The 26,960-nt window shown below is 51.5% G+C and carries 23 protein-coding genes; 8 read left to right on the forward strand and 15 right to left on the reverse strand.

Annotated features, from left to right (window positions below; genetic code table 11):
* Positions 1-30: 30 nt before the first annotated feature.
* From bamA to rpsB, 9 genes are all read right to left on the reverse strand, one after another.
* On the reverse strand, positions 31-2,436 hold the full coding sequence (bamA, locus tag SC127_RS04975; protein WP_332625526.1) for an outer membrane protein assembly factor BamA: 2,406 nt from the start codon (positions 2,434-2,436) through the stop codon (positions 31-33).
* A 51-nt stretch (positions 2,437-2,487) separates the two neighbouring features.
* The gene (gene rseP, locus SC127_RS04980; protein WP_332625528.1) at positions 2,488-3,837 is read right to left on the reverse strand and encodes a sigma E protease regulator RseP; all 1,350 of its coding nucleotides are present in this window, start codon (positions 3,835-3,837) and stop codon (positions 2,488-2,490) included.
* Between the two features lie 12 nt (positions 3,838-3,849).
* Entirely contained in the window at positions 3,850-4,707 is an 858-nt protein-coding gene (cdsA, locus tag SC127_RS04985; protein ID WP_215847568.1) for a phosphatidate cytidylyltransferase, read from the reverse strand.
* Positions 4,708-4,725: 18 nt separating this feature from the next.
* The gene (ispU, locus tag SC127_RS04990) at positions 4,726-5,478 is read right to left on the reverse strand and encodes a (2E,6E)-farnesyl-diphosphate-specific ditrans,polycis-undecaprenyl-diphosphate synthase (protein ID WP_243078547.1); all 753 of its coding nucleotides are present in this window, start codon (positions 5,476-5,478) and stop codon (positions 4,726-4,728) included.
* Positions 5,479-5,649: 171 nt separating this feature from the next.
* Positions 5,650-6,852 carry a 1-deoxy-D-xylulose-5-phosphate reductoisomerase gene (ispC, locus tag SC127_RS04995; protein ID WP_332625532.1) on the reverse strand — a complete coding sequence of 401 codons (1,203 nt, stop codon included), beginning with the start codon at positions 6,850-6,852 and terminating at the stop codon, positions 5,650-5,652.
* Between the two features lie 118 nt (positions 6,853-6,970).
* On the reverse strand, positions 6,971-7,528 hold the full coding sequence (gene frr, locus SC127_RS05000) for a ribosome recycling factor (protein WP_243078549.1): 558 nt from the start codon (positions 7,526-7,528) through the stop codon (positions 6,971-6,973).
* 143 nt (positions 7,529-7,671) lie between these two features.
* Positions 7,672-8,397 (reverse strand): UMP kinase, encoded by a 726-nt coding sequence (pyrH, locus tag SC127_RS05005; RefSeq protein WP_128084920.1) that lies wholly within the window; start codon positions 8,395-8,397, stop codon positions 7,672-7,674.
* A gap of 156 nt (positions 8,398-8,553) precedes the next feature.
* Positions 8,554-9,405, reverse strand: coding sequence for a translation elongation factor Ts (gene tsf / locus SC127_RS05010; protein ID WP_215847571.1), 852 nt, complete (start codon positions 9,403-9,405; stop codon positions 8,554-8,556).
* Positions 9,406-9,585: 180 nt separating this feature from the next.
* Entirely contained in the window at positions 9,586-10,311 is a 726-nt protein-coding gene (rpsB, locus tag SC127_RS05015; RefSeq protein WP_243078550.1) for a 30S ribosomal protein S2, read from the reverse strand.
* A 315-nt stretch (positions 10,312-10,626) separates the two neighbouring features.
* Here rpsB and map point away from each other — a divergent pair, with 315 nt between their 5' ends.
* From map to SC127_RS05035, 4 genes are all read left to right on the forward strand, one after another.
* Positions 10,627-11,421 (forward strand): type I methionyl aminopeptidase, encoded by a 795-nt coding sequence (gene map, locus SC127_RS05020; protein WP_215847572.1) that lies wholly within the window; start codon positions 10,627-10,629, stop codon positions 11,419-11,421.
* A 66-nt stretch (positions 11,422-11,487) separates the two neighbouring features.
* Positions 11,488-14,142, forward strand: a complete 2,655-nt coding sequence (glnD, locus tag SC127_RS05025; protein ID WP_215847573.1) for a bifunctional uridylyltransferase/uridylyl-removing protein GlnD — start codon at positions 11,488-11,490, stop codon at positions 14,140-14,142.
* A gap of 83 nt (positions 14,143-14,225) precedes the next feature.
* A complete protein-coding gene (gene dapD, locus SC127_RS05030) occupies positions 14,226-15,050 on the forward strand; it encodes a 2,3,4,5-tetrahydropyridine-2,6-dicarboxylate N-succinyltransferase (RefSeq protein WP_215847574.1) in 825 nt (274 codons plus the stop codon).
* Between the two features lie 221 nt (positions 15,051-15,271).
* The gene (locus SC127_RS05035; RefSeq protein ID WP_215847575.1) at positions 15,272-15,664 is read left to right on the forward strand and encodes a DUF3461 family protein; all 393 of its coding nucleotides are present in this window, start codon (positions 15,272-15,274) and stop codon (positions 15,662-15,664) included.
* A gap of 131 nt (positions 15,665-15,795) precedes the next feature.
* Here SC127_RS05035 and SC127_RS05040 read toward each other — a convergent pair whose 3' ends face one another.
* The 3 genes from SC127_RS05040 to dgt form a co-directional block, all read right to left on the reverse strand.
* Positions 15,796-16,956: a CdaR family transcriptional regulator gene (locus SC127_RS05040; RefSeq protein WP_215847576.1), complete on the reverse strand. Its 1,161-nt coding sequence runs from the start codon at positions 16,954-16,956 to the stop codon at positions 15,796-15,798.
* Between the two features lie 184 nt (positions 16,957-17,140).
* Positions 17,141-18,577: a serine endoprotease DegP gene (gene degP / locus SC127_RS05045; protein WP_243078553.1), complete on the reverse strand. Its 1,437-nt coding sequence runs from the start codon at positions 18,575-18,577 to the stop codon at positions 17,141-17,143.
* A 135-nt stretch (positions 18,578-18,712) separates the two neighbouring features.
* The gene (gene dgt / locus SC127_RS05050) at positions 18,713-20,203 is read right to left on the reverse strand and encodes a dGTPase (protein ID WP_215847577.1); all 1,491 of its coding nucleotides are present in this window, start codon (positions 20,201-20,203) and stop codon (positions 18,713-18,715) included.
* A gap of 96 nt (positions 20,204-20,299) precedes the next feature.
* Between dgt and mtnN the strand changes: the two genes are divergently transcribed.
* The 3 genes from mtnN (at position 20,300) to SC127_RS05065 (ending at position 22,161) form a co-directional block, all read left to right on the forward strand.
* Complete coding sequence (gene mtnN / locus SC127_RS05055) at positions 20,300-20,998, forward strand: 5'-methylthioadenosine/S-adenosylhomocysteine nucleosidase (RefSeq protein WP_332625543.1); 699 nt, start codon at positions 20,300-20,302, stop codon at positions 20,996-20,998.
* Entirely contained in the window at positions 20,991-21,785 is a 795-nt protein-coding gene (gene btuF / locus SC127_RS05060; protein WP_332625545.1) for a vitamin B12 ABC transporter substrate-binding protein BtuF, read from the forward strand. Before mtnN ends, btuF begins: the two co-directional genes overlap by 8 nt.
* A 124-nt stretch (positions 21,786-21,909) precedes the next feature.
* Entirely contained in the window at positions 21,910-22,161 is a 252-nt protein-coding gene (locus tag SC127_RS05065; RefSeq protein WP_332625547.1) for a hypothetical protein, read from the forward strand.
* A 29-nt stretch (positions 22,162-22,190) separates the two neighbouring features.
* On the opposite strand, the gene erpA is transcribed toward SC127_RS05065, so the two are convergent.
* Positions 22,191-22,538: an iron-sulfur cluster insertion protein ErpA gene (gene erpA, locus SC127_RS05070; RefSeq protein ID WP_215847580.1), complete on the reverse strand. Its 348-nt coding sequence runs from the start codon at positions 22,536-22,538 to the stop codon at positions 22,191-22,193.
* A 204-nt stretch (positions 22,539-22,742) separates the two neighbouring features.
* Here erpA and hemL point away from each other — a divergent pair, with 204 nt between their 5' ends.
* Entirely contained in the window at positions 22,743-24,023 is a 1,281-nt protein-coding gene (gene hemL / locus SC127_RS05075; RefSeq protein WP_332625549.1) for a glutamate-1-semialdehyde 2,1-aminomutase, read from the forward strand.
* Between the two features lie 74 nt (positions 24,024-24,097).
* Here the strand turns inward: hemL and fhuB are convergent, their stop codons facing one another.
* Complete coding sequence (gene fhuB / locus SC127_RS05080; RefSeq protein ID WP_332625551.1) at positions 24,098-26,077, reverse strand: Fe(3+)-hydroxamate ABC transporter permease FhuB; 1,980 nt, start codon at positions 26,075-26,077, stop codon at positions 24,098-24,100.
* Entirely contained in the window at positions 26,077-26,955 is an 879-nt protein-coding gene (fhuD, locus tag SC127_RS05085; protein WP_332625553.1) for a Fe(3+)-hydroxamate ABC transporter substrate-binding protein FhuD, read from the reverse strand. The genes fhuB and fhuD overlap by 1 nt, the downstream gene beginning before the upstream one ends.
* Positions 26,956-26,960: the final 5 nt, after the last annotated feature.

Consider the following 26,960-nt stretch of genomic DNA (forward strand, 5'->3'; position numbering starts at 1 on the left):
ACTCTAGCTTATGCATCCATGCTCAGAACATTACCAGGTTTTACCAATGTTAAACTGGAATTGCTCTGATTTGTCTCCCTCGTATTTCTTGATCGGCTGGGCGTAAGAGAACACCAGCGGACCCAACGGCGACATCCATTGCAAAGCGATACCGCTTGATACACGAATGTTACTTGGATCGCTATAGTCCGGCACGTCAGCAGCGCGTGTATCGTCAGTATTTTCCCACTTGGTATCCCATGCGGTACCGGCATCAACAAACAGTGAAGTACGCACTGAGTTAGAGTATTTCTCACTCAGGAACGGCGTCGGTGTAATCAGCTCAAGGCTGGCGATCGCCATTGCGTTACCACCTACAGCATCATCTGAATTACAGATTTTGTTCGTGCCAGAACAAGTAGACGAGTTATCGTTCAAATACGCGGCTTTAGGACCAATCGTATTCGACTGGAAACCACGCACAGTACTTGAACCACCCGCATAGAAGTTCTCATAGAATGGCAATTCTTTGCCACTCAAGCCGTCACCGTAGCCTACACGACCACGACCTAACAGCACCCAAGTACGATCTTGGTTGATCGGCATGTACTGTTGGCTGTCCAGCGTCACTTTATAGAAGCTGTTATCAGAACCTGGAATAGTGACTTTACCATTCAGGTTAGTGCGGTTACCTGCGGTTGGGAAGAAGCCGCGGTCCAGCGTGTTGTACGTCCAACCATAGTTAAAGGTGAAGTCATCCGCAGAGAAATCACCTTCATCGTTAAGCTGTTGTGGTTTACCAACCGAGTCGAGATAACGCCACATAGCAACTTGTGGTTGCATGTTAGACAGGTCGTTGTGTACATAACCTAATCCCACGCGCAGCGTGTTGTTCTCGTTAATCGGGAAGCCCAGCGTACCGTCTAAACCGTAACTTTTGTTGGTGTAGTCGGAGAGATCAGCATCGTCAGCTTTAAAGTCGTTATAGAACAGACGACCGCCTAAGCTCACCCCATCAACCGTGAAATAAGGATCGGTAAGCGAGAACTCGGCATAGGTCTGGTAATCGTTTTTGGTACCGCTGATACCGACGGTATTACCGGTGCCAAGCCAGTTGTCCTGCGTGACGCCAACCTGGAAGCTGACGCCGCTTTCCGTACCGTAACCCACACCAAAGTTGAAGGTACCGGTGTTACGCTCTTTAACTTTATAAACCACGTCGACCTGATCAGGAGAACCCGGCACGCGCTGCGTATCGACATCAACTGTCTCAAAATAGCCGGTGCGGTTCAGACGCTCTTTACCCTGATCGACCAAATCGCTGCCCAGCCATGCACCTTCCATCTGACGCATTTCACGGCGCAATACGGAGTCTTTCGACGTGTCGTTCCCTTCAAAGCGAACATTGCGCACGTAGTAGCGGTTGCCGGCGTCGACATTAATATGCAGTTTTACTGTTTTATCAGCATCGTTAATTTCCGGCTGTGTAACAACGCGCGGATAGGCATAACCATAACGGCCCAGCAGCTTTTTGATATCATCTTCCATCTGCGTCACTTTGGTGCCGTTATACAGCTCGCCCGCAGGGATTTTGGTCAGATGTTCGATTTCTGCCGAGTGGCCCGCCATGCTGCCATTCACAATCACGCCAGCAATCTTGTACTGATCGCCTTCGTTGATGTTCACGGTGATGTAAATGCCTTTTTTATCTGGCGTCAGGCTTACTTGCGTTGAGTCGATATTAAAGCGTGCGTAACCGCGATCAAGGTAGAAGCTGCGCAGGGTTTCAAGATCGCCCGCCAGTTTCTGTTTCTGATATTTGCGATCGCCTACCACGTTCCACCACGGCACTTCGTCGCGCAGCTGGAAACGTGAAATGAGTTCATCGGAACTGAACGCTTTGTTACCAACGATGTTTATCTGCTGAATTTTTGCAGAAACACCTTCAGTAAACACCAGCTTCAAGTCGACACGGTTGCGTGGCAACGGCGTAACGACCGCTTTTACGCTGGCGGTGTATTTACCGACGCTGTAGTAAAAGTCTTCAAGTCCTTTCTCGATTGAAGAGAGCATGGTGCGGTCCAGCGCTTCGCCGACACGAACACCTGATGCTTCAAGATTCTGTTTGAGCTGATCCTCTTTCACCGCTTTGTTACCGGTGAAGGTAATGCTGGCAATGGTAGGACGTTCTTTGACCTGGACAATCAGCGTATTACCGTCTCGCAGGACCTGAACATCCTCAAAGTTGCCAGTAGCGAACAGCGAGCGAATCGTATTTCTGACGTCGTCGTCAGACACCGTATCGCCAACCCGTACCGGCATGCTCAGCAGAGCCGCGCCGACGGCGACTCGCTGCAGCCCTTCGAAATGAATATCCTTCACCACGAAACCGTCTGCACCGTAAACGGTGGCGCTGCTAAACAGCAGCGACGCTATGAGCAACTTTTTCATCGCCATCGTTATTATGCGTTTTCCTAACACATCCCTCGTCTGTCCGCTATCCAGCTATTACAGACGTGAGAAATCATTGAAAAGTGCAAGCCCCATTAACAACACCAGCAAGATTGAGCCAATGCGATAACTAAAGTCCTGAACTCGTTCGGACACCGGTCCACCTTTGATCTTTTCGATCGCCAGAAAGAGCAAGTGCCCACCATCTAAAACCGGGAGAGGGAACAGGTTGATGATGCCAAGGTTGACGCTAATCAACGCTAAGAACATCAGGTAGTAAATCATCCCGTACTCTGCTGACAATCCTGCACCTTGCGCGATAGAAATCGGCCCGCTCAGATTGTTTAACTTCACATCACCGGTTATTAACTTGCCCAGCATGGAAACAGTTAGCTTCATCAGTTGCCAGGTTTTTACACTGGCCTCACCAACAGCTGCGAACGCGCCATACTGTCGTACCGTTTTATATTCTTCCGGCAGCGGAATGATACGTGGGATCACACCCGCAAATCCTTCCGTTTTCGCTCCCGGCTTCGCTTCAGGTGTCATGGCTAACTGCACCGATTCACCATTACGAACAACCTCAAGTGCCATGCTTTTGCCAGGATTATCTCTCACCTGTGTGACAAAAACCTGCCACTGCGATAATGGCTGACCATCGACTTTAACGATCCTGTCACCAGCTTGCAAACCAGCTTCACTGGCTGGGGAGTTCGCCTGCACTTCTGCCAACGTAGTTTCAAGCTGCGGTCCACGTGGTCGAATACCCAATGCCACAATCGGATCTTGCTTATCAGGCTCAAAATGCCAGTTACGCAGATCAAGCTGTTTCTGCTGAGTTGCCTGTTCACCAAAACGCGCCACCGTAAATGTGGTTGCGCTGTCGCCGATTTTTCCTACCAGCTCCATGCGCACAGCATCCCAATCAGGCGTTTCGATACCGTCAACGGCCTTAAGTTCCATACCCGGCGCAATTTGCGCTTCAGCAGCGACCGATCCGTTTAATATTTCACCGATTACTGGGCGCACACCGGGTACGCCGTGAATAAACACAACCCAGTAAGCCAGGATGGCGAAGATGAAGTTTGCGACAGGACCTGCCGCAATAATTGAGGCGCGCTGCCATATAGCTTTGTTATTAAAAGCCTGATGGCGCAGCTCCGCAGGAACGCTCTCGACGCGCTCGTCGAGCATTTTGACGTAACCGCCAAGGGGAATAAGCGCAATAACAAATTCGGTGCCGTGACGATCCTGACGTCGCCACAGTGTTTTACCGAAGCCAACAGAGAAACGTTCCACGTGCACACCGCAACGGCGCGCTACCCAAAAATGGCCAAATTCGTGCACGGTAATCAATACGCCAAGTGCAACGATAAAGGCGACGAAACTCCAGAGTATGCTCAACATCTTTGCCTGTCCTCAGAGGGTGCGGAACACCAATAGCAATAAACAGGCAAAAACCGGCACGGCTGCGGTCAGACTATCAATGCGGTCAAGAATACCACCGTGGCCAGGAATCAAATTGCCACTGTCTTTAATACCCGCTTCACGTTTGAACATGCTCTCGGTGAGATCACCCAGCGCCGATGCTAATGTCGCGATGACGGCGCAAATGACCAGCGTACCGACAGGCACGCTCAACGGCGCCAGACTAGCAAATAATAATGCAATGATGGCTGAAGAAATCAGACCACCAATAAAGCCTTCCCAGGTTTTACCGGGTGAAACTTTTGGTGCCAGCTTATGTTTACCGAACAGTTTGCCGAACATAAACGCACCTGAATCCGCACCCCATACCAGAAACATAACAAACAGCAGCCACCAGGCTCCCGCGAAGTGATCGCTGTCGTAATGATATTGGCGCAGTGCAAGCATGCCCCAGAAGAAGGGGATAATGGTTAAGATGCCAAACAGTAGGCGCAGCGGGCGCGAATGACGCCATAATGCTGCAGAAGCGGGATAACAGAGCACCAGTAAAAGCGCTACAACCCACCACACTAATGACGCCCAAAGAGAAATTTCCACCTGCGGCAGATGGACATCATGCTGATAGGGAGGAAGTGTAAAAAGCATCAGCGACAGCAATAAGCCACAAAGTACGGCTAACCAGATGCGTTGTTGACGGGATGCCATGCCCGCAAGCTGCCCCCATTCCCAGGCGGCCAGCATGCAGATAATGATGGTTGTAATCGCAAAACCAACGGGCGGTAACCAGAACAGCGCAGCAATCACCAGCGGTATTAGAATAAACGCGGTAATCAGACGAGACTTCAGCAAAGGTTACCCCCAGATTGCTCAGGCGCCGCCTGGTGCAGCGCCGCCATAGCGTCGCTCCCGCAGAGAGAATGCATTCAGTGCACCTTCAAAAACGTGTTCATCGAAATCAGGCCAAAGAACATCGGTAAAATAGAATTCAGCATAGGCAATTTGCCACAGCAGGAAGTTGCTAATCCGATGCTCTCCCCCGGTCCTTATCACTAAATCCACTGGCGCTTGATCCTGCATACACAGGTGCGGTGCCAGATTCTCTTCGGTAATTTGGTCAGGACGTAATAATCCTTCCTGAACCTGTTCTGCCAGTTTTTTTACGCCTTCGATGATATCCCAACGCCCACCATAGTTGGCGGCAATGTTAAGGGTCAAACCATCGTTATTTTCAGTCAGCATTTCAGAACGACGAATACGTTCCTGGATGCGGGCACTGAAACGACTAATATCGCCGATAATACGTAAACGAACATTGTGTTTGTGCAGGCTCTTCACTTCACTGTCGAGTGCCCAGACAAACAATTCCATTAAGGCAGTCACTTCTTGCGCTGGGCGGCTCCAGTTTTCGCTACTGAAGGCGTACAGCGTCAAGGATTCTAAATTGTTGCTGACAGCAAAGCTAACGGCACGTCGTACCGACTTCACACCGGCTTTGTGACCGGTTATACGCAATTTTCCCTGATTTTTAGCCCAGCGACCATTGCCATCCATAATGATAGCAACATGACGTGGACCGTTTCCCTGTTGGTCATCGGTGTTGTTTTGATTGTTAGACGACATAACGCGTAATCAATTCCTTTCATCAGAAATGCTGTGGTTTCTGAATACATTGCGCTCGGTACAAATCCCGACACTCTATGTCGGGCCACACCGAATTCGGTGTCAGACCGTGAAACGCGAGCCAGCGACTATACCAGTTTCACCGGAAGTGAACAAACAGCCTCGGCGCGATCAACGTAATGACGTGACGCGCGGCAACATTTCTGTTGCAACTTTGCGCGCTATGCGATCGATTTCAAGGACTGCGTCCACCGAATCCGGTTCCTGACACGTTTGCGCTGCCAGCACCTCACTATTAAGTGCCGCAATATCAGTAAAGCGGATCTGGTGACTCAGGAAAGCCGCGACGGCAACCTCATTGGCGGCGTTAAGCGTGGTGGTCGCCGCTTGTCCGGCTTCACAGGCATCAATGGCCAGTTTCAAACACGGATAGCGACCATAATCGGGTTCTGCGAATGTCAACGCCGACATGCGGGTGAAGTCCAGCGGCGTGACGCCCGCCTTGATACGCGCTGGCCACGCCATGCTGTGAGCAATCGGCGTACGCATATCGGGAGAACCCAGCTGGGCTAACACGCTCCCATCGCAGTAACGCACCATGGAGTGAATGACCGATTGCGGATGCAAAATCACTTCCATCTGCGCTGCGCTAGCGTTAAACAACCAACGGGCTTCAATGTATTCAAGACCTTTATTCATCATGGTGGCTGAATCAACAGAGATTTTTCGCCCCATTGACCAGTTCGGATGTGCACATGCCTGATCGGGCGACATACCCGCCAGATCGGTTAATTGCGTGTCACGAAAAGGACCACCTGATCCCGTAAGAATAATCGACTCAATGCCATTATCCTGGAGGTCAGCGTAACCTAACTGATGCTGGATGGAAGCCGGTAAACTCTGAAAAATGGCGTTATGCTCGCTGTCGACGGGCAGTAATTGCGCGTTATGTTGGCGTACAGCCTCCATAAACAAACGGCCGCAGGTGACAAGGGATTCTTTATTCGCCAACAGGACAGTTTTACTGGCGCGAATAGCGGCCAGCGTGGGGAGTAAGCCCGATGCACCAACAATCGCCGCCATGACCTGATCGACGTCGTCCAATGCCGCCAGTTCGCAAGCCGCCTGAACGCCGGAGAGCACTTCGGTATTTACCTTGAGTGCTCTCAGTCGTTCACGCAGCGCCGCTGCTGAAGTTTCATCGGCCATCGCCGCATAGCGTGGTTGAAAAGTTGCGCACTGTTCAGCCATCAAATCAACGTTGTGGCCGGCAACTAATGCGGTTACCTGATATAAATCTGGATTAGCGCGAATTACCGCCAGCGTACTGACGCCAATCGAACCGGTTGAACCTAGCAGAGTTAGTCGCTTCATTATGCTGTCCATGTGAAGTCAAAAAGGCCGTGCTAAGAAGCACAATGTAAAACGCCGCCAGATAGCGTATTCGAGAGAATACTTCATCTGTACGGCGTTTTGTCTGGCAGTGATGGGATTAGAAATCCATCAGCTCTTTCTCTTTTTCTGACAGAGCAGCATCAACATTCTTGATGTGTGCATCGGTCATTTTTTGAATCTCGTCTTGCGTACGACGCTCGTCGTCTTCGCTGATCTCTTTATCTTTCAGCAATGCTTTGATTTTATCGTTGGCATCGCGGCGGACGTTACGTACCGACACTCGGCCCTGCTCGGCTTCGCCGCGCACGATTTTAATCAAATCTTTACGACGTTCTTCGGTTAACGCAGGCAGCGGAACACGGATGTCTGTACCGGCTGAACTTGGGTTCAGACCGAGATCAGACGTCATGATCGCTTTCTCAACGGCTGGGCCGAGTGAGCGATCAAACACGTTGATTTTCAGCGTGCGTGAGTCTTCTACGGTAACAGAAGCCAGCTGACGCAGCGGCGTCGGCGTGCCGTAATATTCGACGATGATACCGTCGAGCAGCGAAGGTGAAGCACGGCCCGTGCGTATTTTGCTGATGGTGTTTTTGAATGCTTCCACGCATTTGTCCATGCGCGTATCAGCATCTTTTTTGATGTCGTTAATCACGTTGAAACCCTTGGATTCGGTTTGACCTGGCCAGTTCCGGCATAACCGGAAGCGGGATCGATAATCATCGATAATCCTGACTGGTGCGCGATGAATTGTCACCGCGCTGACAGAATATACCTTATTTTATCTCGCCTCGGGTATTAATGCGTAATCAGGGTACCTTCTTTTTCACCCATCACTACGCGGCGCAACGCGCCAGGCTTATTCATGTTGAAGACGCGAATCGGCAATTTATGGTCACGCGCCAGCGTAAAGGCAGCAAGATCCATCACTTTCAGCTCTTGATCCAGCACTTCAGCATAGGTCAATTGTTCGTAAAGTGTCGCATCGGGATTTTTCACTGGATCGGCTGAGTAAACACCGTCAACCTTGGTCGCTTTCAATACCACGTCGGCTTCAATCTCGATGCCGCGCAGGCAAGCTGCAGAGTCAGTGGTGAAGAAAGGATTACCCGTACCCGCAGAGAAAATCACAACACGGTTATTCCGCAACAGGCTGATAGCTTCGGCCCAGCTGTAATTGTCACACACGCCATTCAGTGGAATTGCAGACATCAGGCGCGCATTAACATATGCACGGTGCAGCGCATCACGCATCGCCAGGCCGTTCATCACGGTCGCCAGCATGCCCATGTGATCGCCTACAACGCGATTCATGCCAGCTTGTGCAAGACCAGCACCACGGAACAAGTTACCGCCGCCAATCACGACGCCAACCTGGATGCCCAGTTCGACCAGCTCTTTCACCTCTTGTGCCATGCGGTCAAGCACACTCGCGTCAATACCAAAACCTTCGGCGCCTTGCAGTGCTTCGCCACTCAGTTTTAGCAGGATACGTTGATAAACAGGTTTTGCGTTGGTCGCCATGGCAATTCTTCCTGGAAGATATGATGAAAAGGAGAAGTAAAATCTGATCGATCATCCGCTTACCGCAATGAAATTGCTATTGGGATGAGACTGAAAATGTATCTGTTGCAAATCACAGACAAAAAAGAACCGCCTTCTGGCGGTTCTTTCAGAACATTAAGACTGTTTAGACATTGCTGCAACTTCTGCAGCGAAGTCAGATTCAGCTTTCTCAATGCCTTCACCCACTTCGAAGCGGATGAAGTTGATAACGTCAGCGCCCTGCTCTTTCAGAGCCTGGCCAACAGTTTTGCTTGGGTCGATAACAAAAGCCTGACCGGTCAGAGAAACTTCGCCGGTGAATTTCTTCATGCGGCCTTCAACCATTTTCTCTGCGATTTCTTTTGGCTTGCCAGATTGCATCGCGATGTCCAGCTGAACCTGGTATTCTTTGTCAACCACTTCAGAAGATACGTCTTCTGGTTTAACAAACTCAGGCTTGCTCGCTGCAACATGCATAGCGATCTGCTTAATCAGCTCTTCGTTAGCGCCTTTGGTTGAAACCAGAACGCCAATACGTGCGCCGTGCAGGTAGCTGCCCAGCTCTTCGCCTTCCAGGATCGCAACGCGACGAATGTTGATGTTCTCACCGATTTTAGCAACCAGCGCCACGCGCTCTTCTTCGAATTGCGCTTTCAGAACTTCAACATCAGTAACGCGGTCGGTCGCAGCAGCTTCCAGAACTTTGTCTGCGAATGCCTGGAAACCACCATCTTTAGCGACAAAGTCGGTCTGGCAGTTAACTTCCAGAATCACACCGTAGTTGCCAACGATTTTGGTTTTGATCACGCCGTCAGCAGCTACGTTGCCTGCTTTTTTCGCTGCTTTAATTGCGCCAGACTTACGCATGTTTTCGATTGCCAGCTCAATGTCGCCATTCGCTTCAGTCAGCGCTTTTTTGCAATCCATCATGCCTGCGCCAGTACGTTCGCGCAGTTCTTTTACCAATGCAGCGGTAATATCAGCCATTCCAGAATCCTCGGTTCGTACCTGTGTACATTTGCACTAGCAGGCACTTATTGCGGAAAGATTACTCTGTCCCGCCTTCCCAATGGGGGCGTTACAGACTTAGATAAAATAAAGGGGCCAATCTTGGCCCCTTACAGATCACATCTGAATACTAAGGGCTCTTATGCAGAGCAAACCTTATTAAGCGTTTTCTAAAGACGCTTCTTCAGCTTGCTCAGCCAGATCCTGAGAACGGCCTTCGCGAACAGTGGTCGCAACGGCAGTCAGGTACAGGCTTACAGCACGGATCGCATCGTCGTTACCAGGGATAACGAAATCAACGCCATCTGGATCAGAGTTGGTATCAACGATAGCAAATACTGGGATACCCAGGTTGTTTGCTTCTTTGATTGCGATGTGTTCGTGGTCAGCATCGACAACAAACAGTGCATCCGGCAAACCGCCCATATCTTTGATACCGCCCAGGCTGTTTTCCAGCTTGGCCAGTTCACGAGCGCGCATCAGCGCTTCTTTTTTGGTCAGTTTGTCGAAAGTACCGTCCTGAGACTGAGTCTCAAGGTCTTTCAGACGTTTGATAGACTGACGAACAGTTTTCCAGTTAGTCAGCATGCCACCCAACCAGCGGTGGTTTACGAAGAACTGGTCGCAGCTCAGTGCAGACTCTTTTACCGCTTCAGCAGCAGCGCGCTTAGTACCAACGATCAGGATCTTACCTTTACGGGAAGAGATCTTGTTCAGTTCAGCCAGAGCGTCGTTGAACATTGGTACAGTTTTCTCAAGGTTGATGATGTGAACTTTATTACGTGAACCAAAGATGAATGGCTTCATTTTTGGGTTCCAGTAACGGGTCTGGTGACCGAAGTGAACACCAGCCTTGAGCATGTCGCGCATGGAAACAGTTGCCATGATTACCTCTATGAGTGATTGGGGTTGGGCCTCCATGTATCCCATACAACCGACCTCTTACAAGGCACCCCGGCGTATGTGTCGATACATGTGTGTTTTATTACACATAATGAGAGTTATGCGTTTCCTGCCGACCAAAACGGTCGTACAGAGAATCGTCGGCGCGCTTTATACCATAATCACGCCCGAGACACCAATAATAGTTCGCTAACTCAGGCCAGCGCGTTCTCTATTTGGCAGCCCATTTGCTGGCTGCTAACATGACAGCACAGAATTTATTATTGTCGATATTTTCGACAAATGCGGATTAATTTAATGGCAATCTCAATAAAAACCCCTGAAGAAATCGAAAAAATGCGCGTCGCGGGCCGTCTGGCTGCCGAGGTGCTGGAGATGATTGAACAGCACGTAAAGCCGGGTGTCACCACTGGCGAGCTGGATCGCATCTGTCACGACTACATCACCAACGAGCAGCACGCGATTTCCGCTTGCCTCGGCTATCACGGTTTCCCGAAATCCGTGTGCATCTCTATCAATGAAGTTGTGTGTCATGGTATTCCCAGCGATGATCGTCCCCTGAAAGATGGAGATATCATTAACATTGACGTCACCGTGATCAAAAATGAGTATCACGGAGACACCTCAAAAATGTTCCTTGTTGGCAAGTCGACTATTCAGGGCGAGCGTCTGTGCCGCGTCACTCAGGAAAGCCTTTATCTGTCGCTGCGCCTGATCAAGCCAGGCATTCGCTTACGCGAGCTGGGCCGCGCTATTCAAAAATATGTTGAAGCGAACGACTTCTCCGTAGTACGTGAATATTGTGGTCACGGCATCGGCAAAGGCTTCCATGAAGAGCCGCAAGTATTACATTACGATGCAGACGACAGCGGCGTTGTGCTGCAAGCGGGCATGACCTTCACGGTTGAACCGATGGTCAACGCGGGTGATTACCGCATCCGCACCATGAAAGATGGCTGGACGGTGAAAACCAAAGATCGCAGCTTGTCCGCACAGTACGAGCATACTATTGTGGTGACGGAAAACGGCTGTGAGATTTTAACCCTGCGTAAAGACGACACCATTCCTGCAGTGTTAGTCAACGAAGGGTGATTCCCCCACTTAAGAAAAGGCCGGCGCTATGCCGGTTTTTTTATGGCTAAAGAAGAGAAGAGCTGCATGAGCGTGAGCCTGTCGGATGATGTTAAAAATGGCCTAAAAGATTCCCCCGCGCATTGGGATGATGACCAGCTAACACGCGAACTGTTAAAACAGCGGCTGGAGAATTTTCAGCAATATTTAGCTGCAGCGTTCGACGCAGGTGAAGCGGTTGAAACATTGATCGATGCGCGTACGTTGTATATCGATCGCCTGCTGCGTCGTTTGTGGCGCTTCTTTGGTTTTGACAGCATGAAGTCTATCGCCTTGGTTGCGGTAGGCGGTTATGGGCGCGCCGAACTGCATCCTCTTTCCGATATTGATGTTCTGATCCTCAGCCGTCAGCCACTCGACGAACAGGCGGCGCAGCGCACCAGCGAACTGCTGACCCTGATGTGGGATCTCAAACTTGAAGTCGGTCACAGCGTCCGAACGCTGGAAGAGTGTTTGCTGGAGGGTTTGTCCGATCTGACTGTCGCCACCAACCTGATTGAATCACGCATGCTGACTGGCGATGTCGCGCTCTTTCTTGAATTGCAAAAAAATGTCTTCAGCGATGGGTTCTGGCCTTCCTCTGATTTCTTCGCCGCCAAAATTGAAGAGCAGCAAGAGCGTCATAAACGCTACCACGGCACCAGTTATAACCTTGAACCCGATATTAAAAGTAGCCCCGGCGGATTACGCGATATTCACACGCTGCAATGGGTTGCGCGACGCCATTTCGGTGCCACCACGCTGGATGAAATGGTTGGGTTTGGCTTCCTCACGGAGGTTGAGCGCAACGAACTCAATGAATGTCAGGATTTTCTCTGGCGCATCCGCTTCGCCCTGCACCTCTCGCTGACGCGTTATGACAACCGTTTGTTATTTGATCGCCAGCTAAGCGTGGCTCAGCGCCTGAATTATCAAGGCGAAGGCAACGAGCCGGTTGAACGCATGATGAAAGATTTTTATCGCGTCACCCGTCGCATCAGCGAACTGAACCACATGCTGCTTCAACTGTTCGATGAAGCGATTTTAGCCCTTTCTACCAGTGAAAAACCGTGTCCAATAGATGATGATTTCCAGCTACGCGGTGATCTGATCGATCTGCGCGATGAAACCCTGTTTGGTCGCGAGCCGCAGGCGATTCTGCGCATGTTCTATGTGATGGTACGCAACGAAAATATCAAAGGTATCTACTCCACAACCTTGCGCCATTTGCGTTATGCACGTCGTCATCTTAAGCAACCGCTGTGTCAGATTCCCGAAGCGCGTCAGCTGTTCATGGCCATTTTGCGCCATCCAGGCGCTGTTAGCCGTGCGCTGGTTCCTATGCATCGCCATAGCGTGCTGTGGGCTTATACGCCGCTTTGGGGACATATCGTCGGGCAAATGCAGTTTGACCTGTTTCATGCTTACACCGTTGATGAACATACTATTCGCGTGTTGCAGAAACTGGAAAGCTTTGCCAACGAAGCAACGCGCCCGCAACATCCTCTGTGCGTCGAACTGTGGCCGCGTCTGCCGCAGCAAGAACTGCTGCTGATGGCAGCATTGCTGCACGATATCGCCAAAGGACGCAACGGCGATCACTCAATTCTCGGCGCGCAGGACGCACTCGATTTCGCCGAACTGCATGGGCTCAATTCGCGTGAAACGCAATTAGTGGCCTGGCTGGTGCGCCATCATTTGTTGATGTCAGTCACCGCCCAACGTCGTGATATTCAGGATCCTACTGTTATTCAACAGTTTGCTGAAATCATGCAAAACGAAAACCGCCTGCGCTATCTGGTGTGTTTGACCGTAGCGGATATCTGCGCAACCAATGAAAGTTTATGGAACAGTTGGAAGCAGAGTTTATTGCGAGAGCTGTTCTTTGCGACGGAAAAACAGCTGCGTCGCGGTATGGAAAATAGCCCGGATCTGCGCGAACGCGTGCGCCATCATCGCCTACAGGCTTTGGCCCTGTTGCGCATGGACAATATCGATGAAGAACGTTTGCACCAGATTTGGAATCGCTGTCGCGCTGATTATTTCCTGCGACATACGCCAAACCAAATTGCCTGGCACGCTCGACATTTAATGGGACACGATCTGACTAAACCGTTGGTATTGGTCAGCCCGCAAGCCACGCGCGGCGGCACTGAGATTTTTATCTGGAGTCCGGATCGCCCTCACCTATTCGCGGCGGTTGCTGGCGAACTGGATCGCCGTAACCTCAGCGTTCACGATGCACAAATTTTTACCAGCCGCGATGGCATGGCAATGGACACGTTTATTGTGCTGGAACCGGACGGCAGCCCACTGGCACCGGATCGTCACCCCATCATCATTCAAGCGCTGGAACAGGCGATTACCCAATCAGATTGGGTTCCGCCACGCACTCGCCGTCAGTCCGCCAAGCTGAAACACTTTAGCGTTGATACCGAAGTCAACTTCCTGCCTACGCACACCGATCGGCGCAGTTATCTTGAACTGGTGGCGCTCGATCAGCCGGGCTTGTTGGCACGCGTAGGTGAAGTGTTCGCCGATCTCGGCGTCTCACTGCACGGCGCACGCATCAGCACCATTGGCGAACGCGTCGAAGATTTGTTTATTTTAGCAAACAGCGATCGCCTGGCGCTTGATGAGGAAATGCGCAAAGCGTTGCAACAACGGTTGACAGAAACCCTTAATCCAAACGATAAAGTGTGACCGCAATCGATTTGTGAAATTAAAACTCTTTACTTGTATCGGGTCATTACCCGGCACTGAACACGACAAATCAGGAAAAAAACATGCAACAGTTACAGAGCGTTATTGAATCCGCCTTCGAACGTCGCGCCGACATGACACCGAACAATGTCGATACCGAAACCCGTGATGCCATCAATCAAGTTATCTCATTACTGGACAGCGGTGCGCTGCGCGTTTCTGAAAAGATTGACGGCGAATGGATAACGCATCAGTGGCTGAAGAAGGCGGTACTGCTGTCATTCCGCATCAATGACAACCAGGTTATGGAAGGCGCTGAAACGCGTTTTTATGACAAAGTGCCAATGAAATTTGCCGGTTGGGATGAGGCGCGCTTCAAAGAAGCCGGTTTCCGTGTGGTGCCGCCCGCAGCCGTTCGTCAGGGCGCGTTCATTGCACGTAATACCGTGTTGATGCCTTCTTACGTCAACATTGGTGCTTTCGTTGACGAAGGAACAATGGTTGATACGTGGGCGACCGTGGGTTCTTGCGCGCAGATCGGTAAAAACGTTCACCTGTCAGGCGGCGTTGGCATTGGTGGTGTGTTGGAGCCGCTGCAGGCAAACCCAACCATCATTGAAGATAACTGCTTCATTGGCGCACGTTCAGAAATCGTAGAAGGCGTGATCGTAGAAGAAGGCGCTGTGATTTCAATGGGTGTCTACATTGGACAAAGCACCAAGATTTACGATCGTGAAACCGGTGAAGTGCATTACGGACGCGTACCAGCAGGTTCTGTAGTGGTTTCCGGTAACTTGCCGTCTAAAGATGGCAGTTACAGCTTGTACTGTGCCGTAATCGTTAAGAAAGTTGACGCGAAAACCTTGGGTAAAGTAGGCATCAACGAACTGTTGCGTACCATCGACTAAAGCATCAGACGGGCTGGAAATCAGCCCGTCATCTTTTCTTTACACTTCCCGCCCAACATCCTGATTCGCGCCACGAATTAACAGGTGCGTTTGTTTTTCAAACAGTTCATAATCCGCGCCAGTTAAATCCTGTCGCGCAATGTTCATCCTGTTATTAATGTCTACAGTTGTTAAGTCATGAACACATCTGCGCGCTTCTCAATCTTGGTGGAAACAACGCTATGTACGACAATCTTAAAAGCTTAGGCATCAATAATCCCGACGATATCGACCGTTACAGCCTGCGTCAGGAAGCAAACAACGACATTCTGAAGATTTACTTTCGCAAAGATAAAGGTGAATTCTTCGCTAAAAGCGTCAAGTTTAAATACCCACGTCAGCGTAAAACCGTGGTTGCCGATCACGCGAGTCAGGGTTACAAAGAAGTTCAGGAAATCAGCCCGAATCTGCGCTATGTGATTGATGAATTAGATCAAATTTGCCAGCGCGATCAGGTAGAAGTTGATCTGAAACGTAAAATTCTTGATGACTTGCGTCATTTAGAAAGCGTGGTCTCACACAAGATCACAGAAATTGAATCAGACCTTGATAAATTAACCCGTAATTCACGTTAATCACACCGCTCTGATATAAAAGGCTGGCTGACGCTGGCCTTTTTTATTTTCGGCCGAATAACCCTTAATACGCATGGTTTCTTCCAACATCGCTACGCAGCGGCTTGTTGCGTTTGCCGTCAAAAATCGGGCTAGCCGCCCTGCTCATCAAGCTGTAGGGCCACATACAACAACAGCCGATCGTCAAAATGGCTCAGATTAAGCCCCGTTAATTCAGAGATACGGTTCAATCGATATTCCAGCGTATTACGATGTATAAACAGCGCCCGCGCCGTGGCGCTCGGTTGTACGTTATGGGTAAACCAGGCAATTAAGGTACGGCGCAACAAGCCGTTATTATCCATGCTTTTTAGCTTCGCCAACGGCCGCGCCAGCTCGTTCGCCTGCCATCCACCACGCAAACTATCCAGCAATACCGGCAACACTAAATCCTGATAAAAATAACTTCTTACATCCGGCATCCGCTGTTTACCGACCATCATGGTGGTGCGAGCGGTACGATAAGATCGCGCAATGCTACCAGGCCCCGTAAAATAGTTACCCAAGGCGATGCGCATACGTATTTGTCCGCTCTCTTTCATACGATGCAAAAGCTGTTCAACACGCTTACGGTGGTCTTCCTGATCGTAACGTCCGTGCGGATTAAGTGCCGGTTTCAGCACCACCATTTCTGTTAACGAAACAATAGCGATCAAGTTATCGCGCTCCGGCGTAGTAAGCAGCGTTTGCAGCTGTTGGAGTTCGGACATGGCACTGTCAACGCCGAGCTGTCCGCTGTCCACTTCCACGACTGCGACGACACGTGGCTGATTAAGATCGATGCCCAGCCGCTGCGCCCACTCGGTTAGCTGTGGCGATAAGGTATCGCTGCGAATCAGATTAAGCACCAGCTCTTCACGTAAACGGCTGTCCTGTGCCAGCATGTGCAGCAAGCGCGCCTGCTCCAGCATCATTTCTGCAGTCATACACACCAGCTCGCCATAATGACGCAGCGCGACTGGCTCGCCGGTCAGTCCGATCACTCCAACGATATCGCCATCAATACGCAGTGGCAGATTTATGCCTGGCCTGACGCCGTGCAGATGCTTAGCTACCGCTTCATCAATGTCTACCACCCGTCCCTGAGAGAGCACCAGCAAAGCGCCTTCGTGCAATTCTCCAATACGCTCCCGATCACCGCTGCCAATAATCCGTCCACGTGCGTCCATGACGTTGACATTGCTATCAATAATTCTCATGGTGCGTGCCACAATATCTTGGGCTAGTCGAGCGTCGAGGTGATAGGTAGCCATCCATTACTCCTGACAAAGAGGGGAATGACAGAATACGCGTAGGTTACGTACAGAACATTGTGCAACTGCACAGAGCCAGAGTGTCATTTACTCATTTTGCGGTGGCCATCACATTCTGATCGGTTAGCGCGTGGGTACAAAAAAGGCGGGCCAAAGCCCGCCTGAATCAGATAATCGTGAATTTTTACTGCATCAGCAAGTAAAGGTTACTGTCGCCGCGCTTCACGTTAAGCGCGAGCACGGAGGGCTTGCTGTCGAGGATCTTGCGCAGTTCGCCCAGATTAGCGACGCTTTGCTGGTTCACGCCCATGATCACATCGCCTTTCTTCAGGCCAATGCGCGCAGCTGAGCTGCCCGGCTTAACATTATCGATACGCACACCTTTATCACTGGTGTCGCTGTTGCTGAGATCGGCGCCTTCAATACCGGTATAAATGATGGCGGATTGCACTTTATCCTGCGTGCTTTGCTGCAACTGCACGGAAACGTCCATGGGTTTACCGTCACGCAACAAGCCCAGTTTCAAGGTTGTACCAATCGGTAATGTACCTACTTCGGCACGCAGCGCAGCGAAGCTGGTTAATGGCTTACCGTTCATCGACACCACGACATCGCCCGCTTTGATACCCGCTTTTGCTGCGGCGGAATTGGGCAGCACCTGGCTAACAAATGCACCGCGCTGGGCATCCACTTTCATCGCTTTTGCCAGTTCAGAGTTAAGCTCGGTGCCCATAACGCCCAGTTCACCGCGTTTCACCTGACCAAACTCCACCATCTGTCCGGTGAGGTTTTTAACCATGTTACTTGGGATAGCAAAACCGATACCGATGTTACCGCCATCTGGTGCCAAAATTGCGGTGTTAATCCCAATCAGTTCACCGTTGAGATTGACCAGCGCTCCGCCGGAGTTACCACGGTTAATCGCCGCATCGGTCTGAATAAAGTTTTCGTAGTTTTCTACGTTCAATCCGCTACGACCCAGCGCTGAAACGATGCCCGATGTTACGGTTTCACCCAAGCCGTAAGGGTTGCCGATGGCGACGGTGTAGTCACCCACGCGCAAATTATCGGAGTCAGCAATTTTCACAGCAGTGAGGTTTTTGGCATCTTGCAGCTGAATTAACGCGATGTCAGAGCTGGGATCTTTACCAATCACTTTAGCGTCATAACGGCGACCATCGCTGAGCTGCACCTGAATTTTAGTGGCGTCGTTTACCACATGGTTATTGGTTACCACGTAGCCTTTTTCAGCATTAATGACCACGCCTGAACCCAGAGCCCGGAATTTTTCTTTCTGGGTATCTGGCGCATTGCCCCCCTCGCTGCCGCCACCGTTTTGACACATTGGCGAGCTCTGGAACGGCGAACCGTCCTGGCAGAACGGTGAATCATCACCAAAGAATTGCTGGAACTGCTGCGGCATGCGCGGCGTTTTTACCGTAGTGCTGCCTTCAACACTGATACTGACAACAGAAGGCATCACTTTTTCTAACATAGGAGCCAAGCTGGGTAATTGCTGACTGGTAGAAGAGGCCGTTTCTGCTGCGAGAACACTGACAGGCGTCAGTGCCATACCAAGACTCAGCGCCAGCGCGCTTAACATTAGAACTTTTTTTTTCATTTTTCGGTATCTCTCAAAAATTATCGTCCAGACCCTTGCTGTGGTCGTATGATGAGATAAATGTTTTAACGTGAAGTTCCAGCAAAAGTTTTAGGTAAAAGTAAAAATTTATGCGCGCTCTTTACAATTCGCCCTTTATTCCACCGCCATTAAGCGACGATACTCATCCCAGGCATAAAGGTCGGTCATGCCGCTAATGTAATCCTGAATAAGGCGGAAACGATAATAACGCTCCCATAACAGACGCTCATATTTATGTTTTACCACCAGCGAACGCATTGCCTGCTGATAAGCTTTACGATGTTTTCCTGAAAGCTTATGAAACAAACGGGTTTCAATGGGATGCTGAGGAAGAAAATCTTCATTAATCAATGCAGTGAAAGCTTCGTAATTCAGCTTCATCAGCGGTTCATAAATTTCCAATAGTCCTTTAATGACGCGATAACCTTGTAACTCCAGCTGTTCGACTTCGGAATGGTTAAATACCTGCTGCCGCGCCACGGTTTTAAATATCTGAAGAAGCCGCCCTTCTTCCCCTTCATCCTCTAATAAAGCATGATTAAAGCTACCATCAAAAATAGCGGCAAGATTATCAACAAAACGTTTTACTGCGTAGCCCACCAAAACGTTTTGAACATTGACACGTAGCGACATAAAAAATTGATCGCTGCGGCTGCGGCGTTTTTTGCTACAGGCTTCACGCCAGGCCTCACCAATAGTTCGGCTAAATGCATCGTTGGGTTTAATTGTTCCCCAGGCTTTACTGAGAAATTCATACAAACTGTCGACATTAAAAATGGCTTTTTCTACCGCATCATCCAGATCGGCAATGCAATAAGAGATATCATCTGCCGCTTCCATTATATAAGTCAGCGGGAAACGATGATGCTCATCCATATTCGTCTCAGCCCGTAGCTCAGCAATATAATCTCGCTCGGATAAATAGAAGCCCGGTTTTTTCATTAATACGCTATATTCAGCCGGTTTTTCGCCTTGCCACCAGGCGGGTGCTGTATATTTCAACACGCAGGCAACTTGTGAATAGCTGAGATTCAGCTGCAGCAAAGTATGCACCATGCGAATGGCCTGCGCGTTGCCTTCAAAATGACATAAATCCTGGCGAATCATGGCATTCATTTGATCAAAAGCGCTGCGCTGCTCATCGGTTTCAACGCCAGCAACCAGCGGATCCACCAAGTTTGCGGGTAACTTATCCTCAAACCAGTCGTTAATTGCCGCTTCGCCAAAATGGCCAAACGGCGGATTGCCGACGTCGTGCAGCAGGCACGCCATTTCCACTAAGCTCTCAAAGGCACCTTCCAGCTCATCCAGACCATATTGCGCCAGCCCGCCCTGCATTTTCAGGGTTTGCAGGATCTCTTTACTGATATAGCGTCCGGTTTGTTGCACTTCAAGCGAATGGGTTAAACGCGAGCGCACCGCCGCATTTCGCTCTAAAGGAAAGACCTGGGTTTTCTGTTGCAAACGACGAATGGCCGCCGAGTTAATTATTCGACCGCGGTCACTTTCAAAATGGCGGCTAATATAATATTCCCCTTCGGGATCTTTTCGGCTGGTATAAGGGCGAGTAAAGCTGATCTTCGTCCTGAAATTGATCGCTGCCATTAATTGCCCCTCTTTTTTTCGTGAATTAATCCCCTGTCAGCCATGGTAGACTATGCCTTAATTTCGGCGAAAACATCTACATTAGCGAGACTCTTTATGAAAGCAGGCATTATTGGCGCGATGGAGCAGGAAGTCACTCTACTGCGTGACAAAATTGAAAACCGTCAAACCTTATCACTGGCTGGCTGCGAAATTTACACCGGCACGCTTAATGGCGTTGAGGTGGCTCTGCTGAAATCGGGCATCGGTAAAACTGCAGCTGCGCTTGGTACGACGCTGTTGTTACAGCTCTGCAAACCCGATGTCGTCATCAATACCGGTTCTGCGGGCGGTTTAGCGCCTACGCTGAAAGTGGGCGATATTGTGGTTTCGGAAGAGGTGCGTTATCACGATGCAGACGTCACCGCCTTTGGTTACGCGCCCGGCCAAATGGCGGGCTGCCCGGCAGCATTTGTTGCCGATGCGAATTTGATTGCGCAGGCAGAAGCCTGCATTCAGCAGTTGGATCTCAATGCAGTGCGTGGTTTGGTGGTGAGCGGCGATGCTTTCATCAACGGCGCTGAGCCGCTGGCACGCATTCGTAACACCTTCCCGCAGGCCATTGCCGTTGAGATGGAAGCCACCGCAATTGGTCACGTCTGCCATCAATTCGCGGTGCCTTTCGTGGTGGTTCGCGCCATTTCGGACGTTGCCGATCAACAATCACATTTGAGCTTTGATGAGTTCCTCAGCGTTGCGGCAAAACAGTCGTCGCTGATGGTAGAAAACTTGCTGGCGCGCCTGGCGCGTGGCTAAACGTTTTCTGCTCTGCTGGCTGCTGCTGTTTAGCAGCAGCCTGTTCGCTTCATCCCCACGCGTTATCGCTCTCGCCCCGCATTTAACCGAATTGGCTTTCGCCGCAGGCATCACACCAATTGCCGTTAGCGCCTGGTCAGACTATCCGACTGCTGCGCAAAAAATCGAACAGGTTGCCAACTGGCAAGGCATCAAAGTTGAGCGCATTTTGCAGCTAAAACCGGATGTGGTGTTGGCGTGGCGTGGCGGCAATCCACAACGTCAAATAGATCAATTGCAGCAGTTGGGTATCAAAATTGAATGGATTGATCCCGCTAATCTGGCAGGCATGATCGATGCACTGGCCGCGCTGGGAAAATGGAGTCCGCATCCTGAGCAGGCGGAAAAGACGGCGCAACAGCTGCGCCAGCAGGAAGCTGAATTGCGTCAGCATTACGCTTCGCTGACATCAATTCCGCTATTTTTACAGTTTGGCCAGCAGCCACTTTTCACCGCAGCTAAAGCGACCTTGCAGAACGACATTATTGAGCTGTGCGGCGGCAGAAATATTTTTGCTGATAGCCGCGTCAGCTGGCCACAAGTCAGCCGCGAACAAGTGTTAATGCGCCATCCTCAAGCGATAGTGATGGGCGGAAACACGCAGCAGGCAAGGAACGTAGCGCGATTCTGGCAGCCGCAGCTTAGCGTGCCGGTGATTGCTATCAATGATGACTGGCTAAGCCGCCCGGGCCCGCGTCTGATGCTGGCAGCAAAACAACTCTGTACAGCGCTGCATCCAGCACAATAAAGTTGGCTTAATCGATTAAAGAAAAAACAATTATTGCCGTTAATTACTACATGAGACGCGCGAGCCACGTATGCTCGCCGTCCTTTTGCGCATAAGCGCCTTTTGACTACACCAGGACCTAAACATGACCAGAACAGTGCTTCTGGCCATAGCGCTGTTGATGGCTGGCTCCGCGACTGCAGGGTCAATCACCGGCTCTATTGGCGTTAAACTGATCATTTTCTCTCGCTGTGAAATCAACAGCGCCACGAGCCAAAGCCCGCCCCAGGTTGATTGCGGACGTCACTTCAGCGCGCAGCCGCGCATTATGCAAAGCGTGCTGAAACGAGATGCAAAGCAGAGAGAAACCGATCGGTTAGTAACAATAGAGTGGTGAGCGAGGCCGCTGAACAGCGGCCTGCAAAATCAGATACTAAATGAAGAACCACAGCCGCAGGTGGTTTTAGCGTTCGGGTTAGTTACGATAAAGCGCGAACCTTCCAGCCCTTCGGTGTAATCCACCGATCCGCCCACCAGATATTGCAGACTCATCGGATCAACCACCAGTGACACGCCTTGCTTCTCAATCGTCATGTCACCATCATTCATTTTGTCATCGAAAGTAAAACCATACTGAAATCCGCTGCAACCGCCGCCAGTGATATAGACACGCAGTTTCAGTTCTGGATTCTCTTCATCAGCAATCAGATTCTTCACTTTATTGGCTGCTGCTTCGGTAAATTGCAACGGCAGTGCTGCTACTTCATCACTCATGTTTGACTCCAGTAAACGCCCAGGTCAGAAAACGACCTTAATACCGCTATTATCTGCCAGCACACCAGCGCAATCAAGTTTTGAGCTTCGCACTCTGTGCCGCCTTAACTAAGGTTAGACATATTGCAGGGTTTTCCACCCTTTCGCCTGCCGCGCCTCTTACGTAGAATGGCGCGATATTTTATTGAACTGCTGGAGCCGAAAATGAGTAAGTCCGAAAACCTGTTCGCCCAGGCGCAACGCCTGATTCCCGGCGGCGTAAATTCGCCGGTACGTGCGTTTACTGGTGTGGGCGGCGTACCGCTGTTCATTGAGCATGCTGACGGCGCCTATTTATATGATGCCGATGGCAAAGCCTATATCGATTATGTCGGTTCATGGGGCCCGATGGTGCTGGGCCATAATAATGCTGAAATTCGCAATGCCGTGATTGAAGCGGCCCAACGCGGTTTAAGCTTTGGTGCGCCTACCGAAATGGAAGTGACCATGGCGCAACTGGTCTGCGACCTGGTGCCAAGCATGGAAATGGTGCGCATGGTGAACTCCGGCACTGAAGCCACCATGAGTGCGATTCGTCTGGCGCGTGGTTTCACCGGCCGCGATAAGCTCATTAAGTTTGAAGGCTGCTATCACGGCCATGCCGATCACCTGCTGGTTAAGGCGGGTTCTGGCGCATTAACGCTGGGCCAGCCTAACTCACCGGGCGTGCCTGCTGATTTCGCCAAACACACGCTGACCTGCACCTATAACGATCTCGATTCTGTACGTGCGGCGTTTAAACTTTATCCGCAAGAGATCGCCTGTATCATCGTTGAACCGGTTGCGGGCAACATGAACTGCATTCCGCCACAGCCAGGTTTCCTGTCGGGTTTGCGTGCATTGTGTGATGAATTTGGTGCGCTACTGATTATTGATGAAGTGATGACGGGCTTCCGCGTCGCACTTGGCGGCGCGCAGGCGCATTACAATGTCGTGCCCGATCTGACCTGCCTCGGCAAAATTATCGGTGGCGGCATGCCTGTCGGCGCATTTGGCGGTCGTCGCGACGTGATGGCAGCGCTTGCACCAACCGGCCCGGTTTATCAGGCAGGTACGCTCTCCGGTAACCCGATTGCGATGGCAGCGGGCTACGCCTGTTTAAGCCAAATCGCCCAGCCGGGTACGCATCAGAAGCTGACCGCACTCACCACGCAGCTGGCGGAAGGCCTGCTTGAAGCGGCGCAGCAGGAAAACATTCCGTTGGTCGTGAATTACGTAGGCGGTATGTTTGGCCTGTTCTTCACTGATGCCGCAACGGTAACGTGCTATGCCGATGTCACACAGTGTGACGTTGAACGCTTCAAAAAATTCTTCCACCTGATGTTGGAAGAGGGCGTTTATCTGGCACCATCAGCATTTGAAGCGGGTTTCATGTCGCTGGCGCACAGCGCTGAAGATATCCAGCGCACTATTGACGCGGCACGTCGCTGTTTCGCTAAGCTGTAATAAAAAAAGACCGGTGAAAGCCGGTCTTTTTTGTTCTGAATAACCCACCCTGAATCGGGTTGATGTTATGCGGTTTAACGCGACCGCCGCAATAACCAGATGAAGTACGGCGCACCCAAAAACGTTGCCATTAAGCCCGCCGGTATTTGATCCGGAAACGCTAACATCCTGCCGCACCAGTCAGCAAACACCATCAACCCTGCCCCTAACAATCCAGACAGCAACACCTGCGGCAACGCCCGACGAAAGCCCAACATACGTGCGATATGTGGTGCCATCAAACCGATAAAGCTCAGCGGTCCGATGGTTAATGTCGCGGCAGCCGTCAACGCAGCAGCCAGCAGCAGCAGACTCAGGCGCGATGGCGTTAGCGCCATTCCCGCCGAGCGCGCCGTGGCGCTACCCAGCGGCAGCAGCGTCAACCAGCGGCTGGCCAGCGGTGCCATCGACACCAGCACCAGTGCGCAAACGGCACTCTGGATCGCCTGCTTGCCGCTGATATTGTAGGTTGAGCCAGAAATCCAGCTGAGTAATCCGCCCATGCGCGGATCGCCACTTGCCAACAAAAGCATCAGCAGCGTGACAAAAGCGCTGTTAAGCGCCATTCCCGCCAGCAGCATACGCTCCGGCGAGAAACCGCCTCGGCTGGCGACCAGCATGATGATCAGCAAAGTGACGCCAGCGCCCAGCACGCCCGCTGGTAGCAGATATGCCAGCGCATCCCCCGGTACGAAAAACAGCATGATCACCACGCCAAAAGCCGCACCTGAACTGATGCCCAAGACTTCCGGGCTCGCCATCGGATTACCGGTCAGACGCTGAATCAAACTGCCGGCAACGCCTAGCATCAAACCCACCACCAGCGCAGCCAGCAAGCGCGGTGCACGCCACGGCATGAGCTGTTGTAACATCTCGCCGCTGGACCAAGTCCAGCCATGCGCATCGCGGCCAAATGCCAGGCCAAAGCACGTCAACAGCGCCAGCATGCCCAAAGCGACAAGACACCAACGCCCCACCGCTTGACGCTCAGCAGGCACGTTATCGCCAAGATTCATTGCAGGCGGCACCGAGCCGGTGCGCAAACGCGGCAACAACCACAACAAAATTGGCACACCCAGCAGCGCAGTTGCGGTACCGGTTGAAACTTCGCGCCAATGCGTGGTGAGCCACAATACGCAAGCATCCGCCAGCCAGAGCAGTAACGCGCCGATAAGTGGCGCTAATAACATACGGCTGAGCAAACGGCGTCCGCCAAGCAACTTCGCCAGCAGCGGTGCAAACAGACCGATAAAGCCGATAATCCCGGCTGCGTTTACCAGTTGCGCACTCAGCAAAATCGCCAGCGCCAAACCGCCCAGCCGCGCCAGGGAAAGTGCGAGTCCCAGGTTTTTAGCGACACCATCATCTAGCCCCATCAAGGTTAATGGTCGCAGCAGCGCCAGCGCCACCGCAAATGCCAGCAGCAGACGCGGCCAGAGCTGACTCACATTCTCCCAACCCATTTGATTCAGCGATCCGGTGCTCCAAAGGAACATGTTCTGTAATTGATCGTGGTTAAAGATGGCAAAAATCTGGTTGACCGCGCCGCTGTACAGGCTCAGAACCAAACCTGCAAGGATCAGCGTGACCGGCGACAAACGTTTCCCCCACGCCACGCCAAACACAATCGCCCCCACCAGTAACGCGCCGCCCAGCGCCGCAAACTGCTGCGTCATCGCGCCGCCGGGTAATTGCCACAGCGTCGCCACCGTAATCCCTAGCTGCGCTCCCGACGAGACGCCCAATGTCGTGGGTTCTGCCAGCGGATTGCGCAACACTTGCTGAAACAGCAAACCGGCTAAACCCAAGCCTGCACCAACCAGCAACGCTAAAATCAGGCGCGACAGCAAACTGTGATGAAACACCATTTGCTGAATATTATTCACATCCGGCGCCCACAGCGCCTGTGACCATTGCGCCAACGGCAACGCGTGCTGCAAATTAACCAGCGTTAATCCAAGCGCCAGCAAAAACAGCACACTCAACAACGCAACGGGGAAAAGACGATGGCGCATCAATGCGTCTCCAGCGCGCGTTCCAACACGCGAACAAAATGCAGCGCCGACAACGTCGCGCCGTAATACCACACCGCAGGAACGCGCTGAAAGCGGCCCGCGCGAATAAAGGGCAAAGATTGCCACAGCGGACTGCGCATCACCTGCTGCATGTCCGCCTCGTTGTCATGATCGAAGCAGATCACCTCAACATCGCTTAGCGAAGCCAGACGCTCAATGCCCACCACCGCGCTGCCCCAAAAATTGGTTTCGCCCTGCCAGGCATTTTCCAGGCCCAGCATGTTCATCACCTCAAGAAACAGGCTGTTTTTACCGAACGTGATGGCGTGGCGACTATCGAGCAGTGACATCAAAAGAATGGGCCGCCCGCGATAAGCAGCAAGGCGCTGACGCGCCGCTGCAAGCTGATTATCCACCCACGCGAGATGCTGATCGGCTTGCGCTTCGCGACCGAGACGCTTGCCTAATTCTTGTAGCGACAGGCGCGCAGTCGTAAACGGTTTACCGTCGCCGCTGTTGAGGTCAAACCCCATAATCGGTGCAATGCGCGTGAGCTTCTCTTTTGGTGGACCATAACCGTTGGAACATAAAATCAGTGACGGCCGCATCTGCGTCATCAATTCAAGATTGGGTTCGGTACGCAATCCCACATCCACGACGCGGGCAGGTAGCGGCGGATCCCCCACCCAAATGTTGTAGTTGTGCATATCTGCCACGCCGAGCGGTGTTACGCCCAGCGCCAGCAGTAACTCCGTCGGCAACCACTCCAGCGCAATAATGCGTTGCAGATCCACGGGTGCGGCACGCAGCGGAAAACTGTGAAGTAACGGCGACAACGCCATTGCCATCATCAAACGACGGCGCAGCAGATCGGGCATTATCC

Origin of the sequence: Pantoea sp. T14, from assembly GCF_036663535.1 — a bacterium.
Lineage (GTDB): Bacteria > Pseudomonadota > Gammaproteobacteria > Enterobacterales > Enterobacteriaceae > Pantoea > Pantoea phytostimulans.